The organism is Halomonas sp. 3A7M (assembly GCF_014897875.1).
Lineage (GTDB): Bacteria > Pseudomonadota > Gammaproteobacteria > Pseudomonadales > Halomonadaceae > Vreelandella.
The window spans coordinates 46,495-54,154 of the sequence record NZ_JABUZD010000078.1; the positions used below are offsets into that span (position 1 = coordinate 46,495).

Annotated in this window: 11 protein-coding genes; 10 read left to right on the forward strand and 1 reads right to left on the reverse strand. The window is 58.1% G+C overall.

Annotation, left to right across the window (positions count from 1 at the left end; all coding sequences use genetic code 11):
- Nucleotides 1–154: 154 nt before the first annotated feature.
- The 3 genes from INT19_RS07245 to cobJ are packed head-to-tail and all read left to right on the forward strand — an operon-like array spanning nucleotide 155 to nucleotide 2,252.
- Entirely contained in the window at nucleotides 155–784 is a 630-nt protein-coding gene (locus tag INT19_RS07245; protein WP_089037996.1) for a precorrin-8X methylmutase, read from the forward strand.
- Entirely contained in the window at nucleotides 781–1,506 is a 726-nt protein-coding gene (cobI, locus tag INT19_RS07250; protein WP_095604250.1) for a precorrin-2 C(20)-methyltransferase, read from the forward strand. Before INT19_RS07245 ends, cobI begins: the two co-directional genes overlap by 4 nt.
- Nucleotides 1,503–2,252, forward strand: coding sequence for a precorrin-3B C(17)-methyltransferase (gene cobJ, locus INT19_RS07255; RefSeq protein ID WP_193060279.1), 750 nt, complete (start codon nucleotides 1,503–1,505; stop codon nucleotides 2,250–2,252). Before cobI ends, cobJ begins: the two co-directional genes overlap by 4 nt.
- 183 nt (nucleotides 2,253–2,435) lie before the next feature.
- Here cobJ and INT19_RS07260 read toward each other — a convergent pair whose 3' ends face one another.
- Nucleotides 2,436–3,164, reverse strand: coding sequence for a cobalt-precorrin-6A reductase (locus INT19_RS07260; protein ID WP_193060280.1), 729 nt, complete (start codon nucleotides 3,162–3,164; stop codon nucleotides 2,436–2,438).
- Here INT19_RS07260 and cbiE point away from each other — a divergent pair.
- The 7 genes from cbiE (at nucleotide 3,163) to INT19_RS07295 (ending at nucleotide 7,477) form a co-directional block, all read left to right on the forward strand.
- Nucleotides 3,163–4,371 carry a precorrin-6y C5,15-methyltransferase (decarboxylating) subunit CbiE gene (cbiE, locus tag INT19_RS07265; RefSeq protein WP_193060281.1) on the forward strand — a complete coding sequence of 403 codons (1,209 nt, stop codon included), beginning with the start codon at nucleotides 3,163–3,165 and terminating at the stop codon, nucleotides 4,369–4,371. The genes INT19_RS07260 and cbiE overlap by 2 nt on opposite strands.
- A complete protein-coding gene (locus INT19_RS07270) occupies nucleotides 4,368–4,763 on the forward strand; it encodes a cobalamin biosynthesis protein (RefSeq protein WP_193060282.1) in 396 nt (131 codons plus the stop codon). The genes cbiE and INT19_RS07270 overlap by 4 nt, the downstream gene beginning before the upstream one ends.
- Nucleotides 4,760–5,563, forward strand: coding sequence for a precorrin-4 C(11)-methyltransferase (gene cobM / locus INT19_RS07275; RefSeq protein ID WP_193060283.1), 804 nt, complete (start codon nucleotides 4,760–4,762; stop codon nucleotides 5,561–5,563). Before INT19_RS07270 ends, cobM begins: the two co-directional genes overlap by 4 nt.
- On the forward strand, nucleotides 5,560–6,324 hold the full coding sequence (gene cobF / locus INT19_RS07280; RefSeq protein WP_193060284.1) for a precorrin-6A synthase (deacetylating): 765 nt from the start codon (nucleotides 5,560–5,562) through the stop codon (nucleotides 6,322–6,324). The genes cobM and cobF overlap by 4 nt, the downstream gene beginning before the upstream one ends.
- A 75-nt stretch (nucleotides 6,325–6,399) precedes the next feature.
- Nucleotides 6,400–6,840: a YtoQ family protein gene (locus INT19_RS07285; protein WP_193060285.1), complete on the forward strand. Its 441-nt coding sequence runs from the start codon at nucleotides 6,400–6,402 to the stop codon at nucleotides 6,838–6,840.
- A gap of 141 nt (nucleotides 6,841–6,981) precedes the next feature.
- Entirely contained in the window at nucleotides 6,982–7,275 is a 294-nt protein-coding gene (locus INT19_RS07290) for a BrnT family toxin (RefSeq protein ID WP_193060286.1), read from the forward strand.
- Nucleotides 7,268–7,477 carry a BrnA antitoxin family protein gene (locus tag INT19_RS07295; protein WP_193060287.1) on the forward strand — a complete coding sequence of 70 codons (210 nt, stop codon included), beginning with the start codon at nucleotides 7,268–7,270 and terminating at the stop codon, nucleotides 7,475–7,477. The genes INT19_RS07290 and INT19_RS07295 overlap by 8 nt, the downstream gene beginning before the upstream one ends.
- Nucleotides 7,478–7,660: the final 183 nt, after the last annotated feature.

Sequence of the window (7,660 nt, forward strand, 5' to 3'; positions counted from 1 at the left end):
GCTGAGTGCCAGGGCAGGTTGTAGCGAGGGTCTTTCGACATGGATGTCGAAAGTAGCGCCCATGGATGGGTTCACAGCGCCCTCGCGGAAACTTGCCCTAGCACGGATGCCTTGCAGACCAGTAACTGCGAATTAGTTTATTTGGAGAGTTTGGGTGCCTCACGTTTATGAAACACACGGACCGGCGATTTACCGGCAGTCGTTTGCGATTATTCGCAATGAAGCTGAGCTTGATCGCTTTTCAGCGGAAGAAGAAACGGTTGCAGTACGCATGATTCACGCCGCTGGGCTGGTGGAGCTGGCGGCGCATATCCATTTTCAGAATGACGTGGTCAATCGAGCGCGTTCAGCGTTAGAGCAGGGCGCACCGATTCTTTGCGATGCTCGGATGGTCTCCGAAGGCATTACCCGCAAACGGCTGCCCGCTAATAACCAGATTATCTGTACTCTTAACGATGAGCGCACCCCTGGCCTTGCCCAGGAAATGGCCAATACCCGTTCAGCGGCAGCGCTGGAACTGTGGCGGCCGCACCTGGAAGGTGCCGTGGTCGCCATTGGCAACGCGCCCACCGCGCTGTTTCATCTGCTCAATATGCTCGAAGATCCAGACTGCCCGCGCCCGGCGGCCATTATTGGCTGCCCGGTCGGCTTTGTCGGCGCGGCGGAATCCAAAGAAGCGCTGTTGGCTAACCCCGCGCTGCCCAGCTGTATCGTGCGTGGCCGTTTGGGTGGTAGCGCCGTCACGGTAGCAGCCATCAACGCCATGGCGGATCGTATCGAATGACCCAAGGAACCATTTACGGGGTTGGCTTAGGGCCCGGCAGCCAAGACCTAATGAGCGTGCGTGCCGACCGCTTGATTCGTGGTGCCAGCCATGTGGCCTATTTTCGCAAGCAGGGCCGCAGCGGGCATGCGCGTACCATTGTGGAAGGATTGATCGCCCCCGGCGCAACCGAGCTGCCCATGGAGTATCCGGTTACCACGGAAATTCCTTTTGACGACCCTCGCTACAATGAACTGCTGTCGGCCTTTTACGAACGCAGCGTGGCCCAACTGATCGAGATGGCGGAAGCCGGCTGCGATGTCGTGGTGCTCTGTGAAGGCGACCCGTTTTTCTACGGCTCCTTTATGCACCTCTACACGCGGCTGCTGAATCGCGTGCCGGTCTCGGTAGTGCCGGGTATTACCGGCATGTCGGCGGCCTGGACGGCTACCGCGCAGCCAATTACCTGGGGCGATGACATTATGACGGTGCTGATGGCCACGCTACCGGAAGAGACGCTGGCCGAGCGCATCGCCCAAACCGATGCACTGGTGGTGATGAAAATTGGCCGCAATCTGGCCAAACTTCGCCGAGCGCTGACGCATGCTGGTCGTGAAGGTGAGGCGTGGCTGATCGAGTACGCCGCCATGACCCAGCAGCGTGTGCTGCCACTGAGTGAGGTTGGCGAAAGCGTGCCTTACTTCTCGATTGTGCTGATTCATGGCAACGGGAGGCGGCCATGAGCGGTTGGCTGAAAATCGTCGGCCTAGGGCCGGGTGCCGATGCCATGATTACCCCGGAGGTTTCGGCTGCGCTGCTCGAAGCCACCGATGTGGTGGGCTATGTGCCCTACGTTAATCGCGTGGCTCCCAGGGCTGGATTAGTCCGCCATGGCTCTGATAATCGCGAAGAGATTCGCCGGGCGGAGCAGGCGCTACAGCTAGCGCTTGAGGGCCACCGGGTAGTGGTTGTCTCCTCTGGCGACCCTGGTGTGTTCGCCATGGCCGCCGCGGTATTCGAAGCCTTGGAAGCGGGCGATGCCCAGTGGCGCACGCTGGATATTCAGGTTCTACCGGGTATTTCTGCCATGTTGGCCGCCAGCGCAAGCGTCGGCGCACCGCTGGGGCACGACTTCTGCTGCATTAATCTATCCGACAACCTCAAACCCTGGGCGCTGATTGAGAAGCGCCTGCGTTTGGCCGCCGAGGCCGACTTCGCCATGGCGTTTTACAACCCGCGCTCCAAGGCACGGCCGGCGGGTTTTGAACGAACGCTAGAGGTACTGCGAGAAGCCTGCGGGCCGGATCGATTGATAATCTTCGCTCGCGCGGTTTCGACCCCCGAAGAAGCAATTCGCGTTACCACACTAGAGCAAGCGACGCCGGACATGGCTGATATGCGCACACTGGTCATCGTTGGTTCCCAGCAAACCCGCTTGATTGAACGCAGTGGCGTGCCGCTGGTTTATACGCCGCGTTCCTCCCTGTGAGTATGAAAGGGGCGAGGGAAGGTTGATGCGAGGGTCTTTTCCCATGGCCGGAAAATGTTCCCGACATTTCCGGCATTTCCGCCATCCATGGCGGTCAGATGGGAAAAGTAGCGCCCAAGGACGGGTTTACAGCGCCCTCGCAGCAGCCTGCCCTCGCTACCAAGATGTGCCGCTGATGTAGGGTTAAGTTAGCCAGTTGATAACCTCATCAACAGTATGAGCTTCAAGACGAGATGGCAGGTGAGGCCGTTCTATCATCACTACGGGTAGGCCGAGCCTTCTTGCCGCGGTAAGTTTGGACGACGCACCTTCGCCGCCAGCGTTTTTACACACAATGCGCTGGATGCGCTGATTTTCCAGTAGGGCGAGATCGCCTTCTAGGGTAAACGGGCCTCTATCAATCACAGTGCTAACATCCGGCAGTGGCAATGGGCTGGTCGGCGGATCAACTAAACGCAGCACATAATGGTGCTGAGGCTGAGCGGCAAAGGCGCTAAGGTGCATTCGCCCAATCGCAAGCAGCACCCGTTGGGGCGGGCCAGCCAAGGTGTTAACTGCCTCATCAATACTTGTCACGCTTTGCCATTGGTCGCCGGTAACAGGCTGCCAGGCAGGCCGGGTAAAAGCGGTGGCCTTTACACCGCACTGTGCCGCCGCGGCTAACACGTTGCTGCTCATCTGTGCGGCAAAGGGGTGGGTGGCATCAACAATATGGGTAATGCGCTCCTGGGCTAAAAAGGTGACCAGCCCATTAACGCCGCCAAAGCCGCCAATGCGGGTCGGCAGTGGCTGGGGTTTAGGCGTGTTAACGCGCCCTGCATAGCTAAAAATGGCTGGAATGCCACGCTTGGCAACAGCGCTGGCCAGGGCGCTGGCCTCGCTGGTTCCCCCGAGAATTAGGATTTTGATCATGGCTGAGGTTAACAACGCTCCCTGGCTTACCCTTTTAGGCTGGGGAGAGGGTGGCACACAGGGGCTGACAGCGGCAAGCCAACAGGCATTGGAAAGTGCCGAGGTAGTGTTCGGTGCGCGCCGTCACCTGCGCCTTTTACCGCCGCTAAACGCCGAGGTAATTGAGTGGCCAGTGCCCTTTGCCGATGGCATTCCTGAGCTGCTCAATCAGCGTGGCCGCCGGGTGGTGATGCTGGTCTCAAACGACCCGTTTTGGTTCGGGGCGGGTACAACATTAGCGCAGCAAATCAGCGCAAGCGAATGGCAGGCACTGCCAGCCCCTTCCACCTTTAGCCTGGCGGCTGCACGTTTGGGCTGGCCGTTGGAGCGTTGCGCTTGCCTGGGTTTGCACGCCAAACCGCTAACGCGCGTTCGGCCTTACCTGCATGTTGGTAGGCGGTTGCTGGTGTTGGTAAGAGACGGCGCGGCGGTGACCGAGCTGGCGGCGCTGGTAACTAGGCTTGGCTTTGGAGACACCCAGCTAACGCTGCTGGAATCTTTGGGCGGCGATAACGAGCGTATTCGCCATTGCCGTAGCGACGCCAGCTTGCCCGATGACATTGCCCACCCGGTTGCGGTAGGGCTGGAAGTCGCTGGTAACGGCCCCGCCTTACCGCTGACGCCCGGCCTGCCGGATCATTTTTTTGACCACGACGGCCAGATCACCAAACAGACCATTCGCGCCATCACCCTAGCGGCACTGGCCCCCATGCCCGGCGAGCGGCTGTGGGATATCGGTACCGGCTCAGGCTCCGTTGCCATTGAGTGGCTGCTCACCCATACGGATAATCAGGCGGTGGGCTTCGAGCAAAACGCTGAACGGGCAGCGCGAGCACGCAGCAATGCAAACAACCTGGGCGTTGACTGGCTAGAAATAAAACAGGGCCGCGCGCCTGACGTACTAAACGATACGCCGCTACCCGATGCGGTATTTATCGGCGGTGGGTTATCCCAAGCGCTGCTAGACGACTTATGGCAGCGCCTGCCCAAGGGAGTGCGCATCGTCGCCAATGCCGTCACCCTGGAATCCGAAGCGCTGCTGGCGCACTGGCACCAGCAGGTAGGCGGCGAACTGCTACGCCTGGAGCTTGCCAACGCCGCCCCCATCGGCACACGACGAGGCTGGAAAGCCAGCTACCCGATTGTTCAGTGGCGGGGCGTTAGATGAAGCCATCGGCGTTGAGAATCGCAGGGTTTGGTTTTCGCAGTGAGGCCACGCTTGAGTCGCTCGGCCAAGCGCTGGATCAACTGATCGAGCAGTACGGTGCTATCGATAAGCTGGCGGCGGCCCACTCCATGCTGCCGTTGGTAGAAGAGCTAGGCCGATTGCGTAATATCGAAGTCATTGCCGTAGCGGATGCCGAGCTATCAACAGTGGCAACGCTTACCCATTCAACACACAGTTTGCAGGCGCGCGGCACAGGCAGCGTGGCTGAGGCCGTAGCGCTGCTAGCCGCAGGCCCGAATGCGAGATTAGTGGGGCCAAGGATAATTGCTGAAGATCGACAGGCCACTGTCGCCCTGGCGTTGTTAGAAGTACCAGAAGGAGCCATCGAATGACCGTACACTTCATTGGCGCAGGCCCCGGCGCGCCGGATCTGCTTACTCTACGCGGGCGGGATTTAATCGCCGCCTGCCCGGTGTGCTTGTATGCGGGCTCTTTAGTGCCGGAGCAGATTCTGGAACACTGCCCGGCGGGGGCAAGGGTGATCAACACCGCGCCGCTCTCGCTGGATGAGATTATGCAGGAGATCAGCCGCGCCCACGCCGAAGGCCAGGATGTGGCCCGCCTGCATTCGGGGGATCTCTCGGTATGGTCGGCCATGGGCGAGCAACTGCGTCGCCTGCGCGAGCTGAATATCCCCTACAGCATTACCCCTGGCGTGCCATCCTTTGCTGCAGCGGCGGCAACTCTAGGTCAAGAGTTAACGCTTCCCGGCGTGGCCCAGTCAGTGGTGCTTACTCGCACGCCGGGGCGTGCCAGCGCCATGCCCAGTAACGAGACGCTTGCCAATTTCGCCCGCAGCGGGGCAACGCTGGCCATTCACCTCTCCATCCATAACCTTTCCCAGGTAGTCGAAAGCCTGACGCCTTACTACGGCGCGCAGTGCCCGGTGGCGATTGTGTGGCGAGCAAGCTGGCCCGATGAGCGGGTGGTGCGTGGGCAGTTGGCGACTATAGAAGGGCTGATCGATGATTCCATGCAGCGCACCGCATTGATAGTGGTGGGGCCAGTGCTTGAAAGCGATGACTTCCAGGAGAGCAGCCTCTACGCAGTGGGCTACGATCGCCGCTTTCGCCCCCAATCGGCGGATTCGCCTTTTGCCACGGCAAGCCAAGATCAAGAGAGCGACTCATGATCACGCTGTCGCTCATTGGAATTGGTACCGGCAACCTTGATCACGTCACCCTGGCCGCCGTGCGCGCCCTCAATAGCGCCGACTTGATTCTTTTGCCCCGCAAAGGCGAGGCCAAGTCGGATTTGATCGACCTACGCCGCTTACTCTGCGAACGTCTGTTAGAAGAACCGGTGACCACCAAGATCGTCGAGTTCGATCTTCCTAGCCGCGATGGACATAATGATTACCTTGGCGCGGTAGACGACTGGCACGCTGCCATTGCCAGCGTATGGGCGCAGTTGATCGATGAACATCTTCCCAATGGCGGGCGGGTCGGCATGCTGGTATGGGGAGACCCCTCGCTTTACGACAGCAGCCTGCGCATTACCCAGCGCTTAAGCGCTGCGGGTAAGCAGGTTGATGTAGAGGTCGTGCCAGGCATCACCAGCCTGCAGGTGCTCACCGCGGAACATAAAATTCCCCTCAACGCGCTCGCCGAGCCAGTACAAATCACCACCGGCCGCCGCCTACGCGAGCGCGGCTGGCCAAATGATGCCGCTACAGTAGCGGTGATGCTGGATAGCGGCGGGGCGTTTACCACGCTGCCGTTTGAGGACACCTACATCTGGTGGGGCGCCTACCTAGGCATGGATAAACAGTGCTTAATCAAAGGCTGGCTAAGCGAGGTCAGCGACCAAATCATCCAACGCCGCGCGGAACTACGCGACACCCACGGCTGGATTATGGATATTTACCTGCTCGCTCAAAAGCCGGAAATGTGAGCGCATGTATCAATATGGAATATTTTTCCATAAAATAATCCTGTCTACTAAATAACCAAGTTATCAGGAGCGATTATGAGCTTTTACGTCTACCTTTCTGGCGAAATCCACACTGATTGGCGCGAAGAGATTCAGCGCGGCGCTGATGCAGCGGGCCTGGATATCGTCTTCACTGCACCCGTCACCGACCACGACGCCAGTGACGCCGCTGGCGATCACCTGGGCAAGCCGGAAAATGGCTTCTGGCGCGACCACCAGTCCTCCAAGGTCAACGCCATCCGTACACGTACCATGATCGAGCAAGCGGACCTGGTGGTTGTGCGCTTTGGTGACAAGTACAAACAGTGGAACGCCGCCTTTGATGCAGGCTACTGCGCCGCACTCGCCAAGCCCTACATCACCCTGCACGGCGAAGACATCGTTCACCCGTTGAAAGAAGTCGACGCCCAAGCCCAGGCTTGGTGCACCACCACCGATCAAGTCGTCGAAACCCTGAAGTACGTACTGAAAGCCTAAGCACACAGCGCCTCCCACAACCCCGCCACTGTATTTAGTGGTGTTGTGGGAGGGCGCTTTAGCGCGCGATGATCCCCCCTCTTTGAAAATCTTCAATCCCAGCGTGTTGATAATAACTACAACATAACTACAATGTAATGCATGAACCATCTTACTTTTGATTGGGATCCGAGTAAGGATGCCGCTAATCGCAACAAGCATGGCGTCTCGTTCGAAGAGGCAAAAACTGCCTTCACGGACGAGTTCGGCCGACTCATATCGGATCCCGATCATTCTGAAGAGGAGGATCGGTTCATACTCCTTGGAACGAGCATTCATTCCCGTTTACTGGTGGTGTGCCACTGCGTGAGAGATGGCGAAACAATCCGAATTATCTCGGCGCGCAAGGCGGATAAATCAGAGCGAAAAACTTACGAAGGGTACAGACATGCGTGACCATTACGATTTTTCAGAGTCAGTCAAAAACCCATACGCCAAGAAGCTTAAAAAGCAGGTCACGATCCGCCTGGATGAAGATACCATCGCGTATTTCAAGAGTCTGGCGGAAGAAAAAGATCTACCGTATCAGAGCTTAATTAATCTCTATCTACGCGACTGTGCACAGTCACATAAAGACCTCAAGCTTGAGTGGCAGTAAACGGTGCAGCGCTGACCAAGCTCTACTCCTGCACAGCTAAGATATTAGAAGTCGACGCAGGCGCGCGGGTTTGATGCAATACTACCGATCAAATGTTTGAAACTCTGCGTTACGTCCTCAAAGCTTAAGCTGGCCGTTCTGATCTTGCCCAGTAACGATGGACATCTCAAGAATGTAATACAC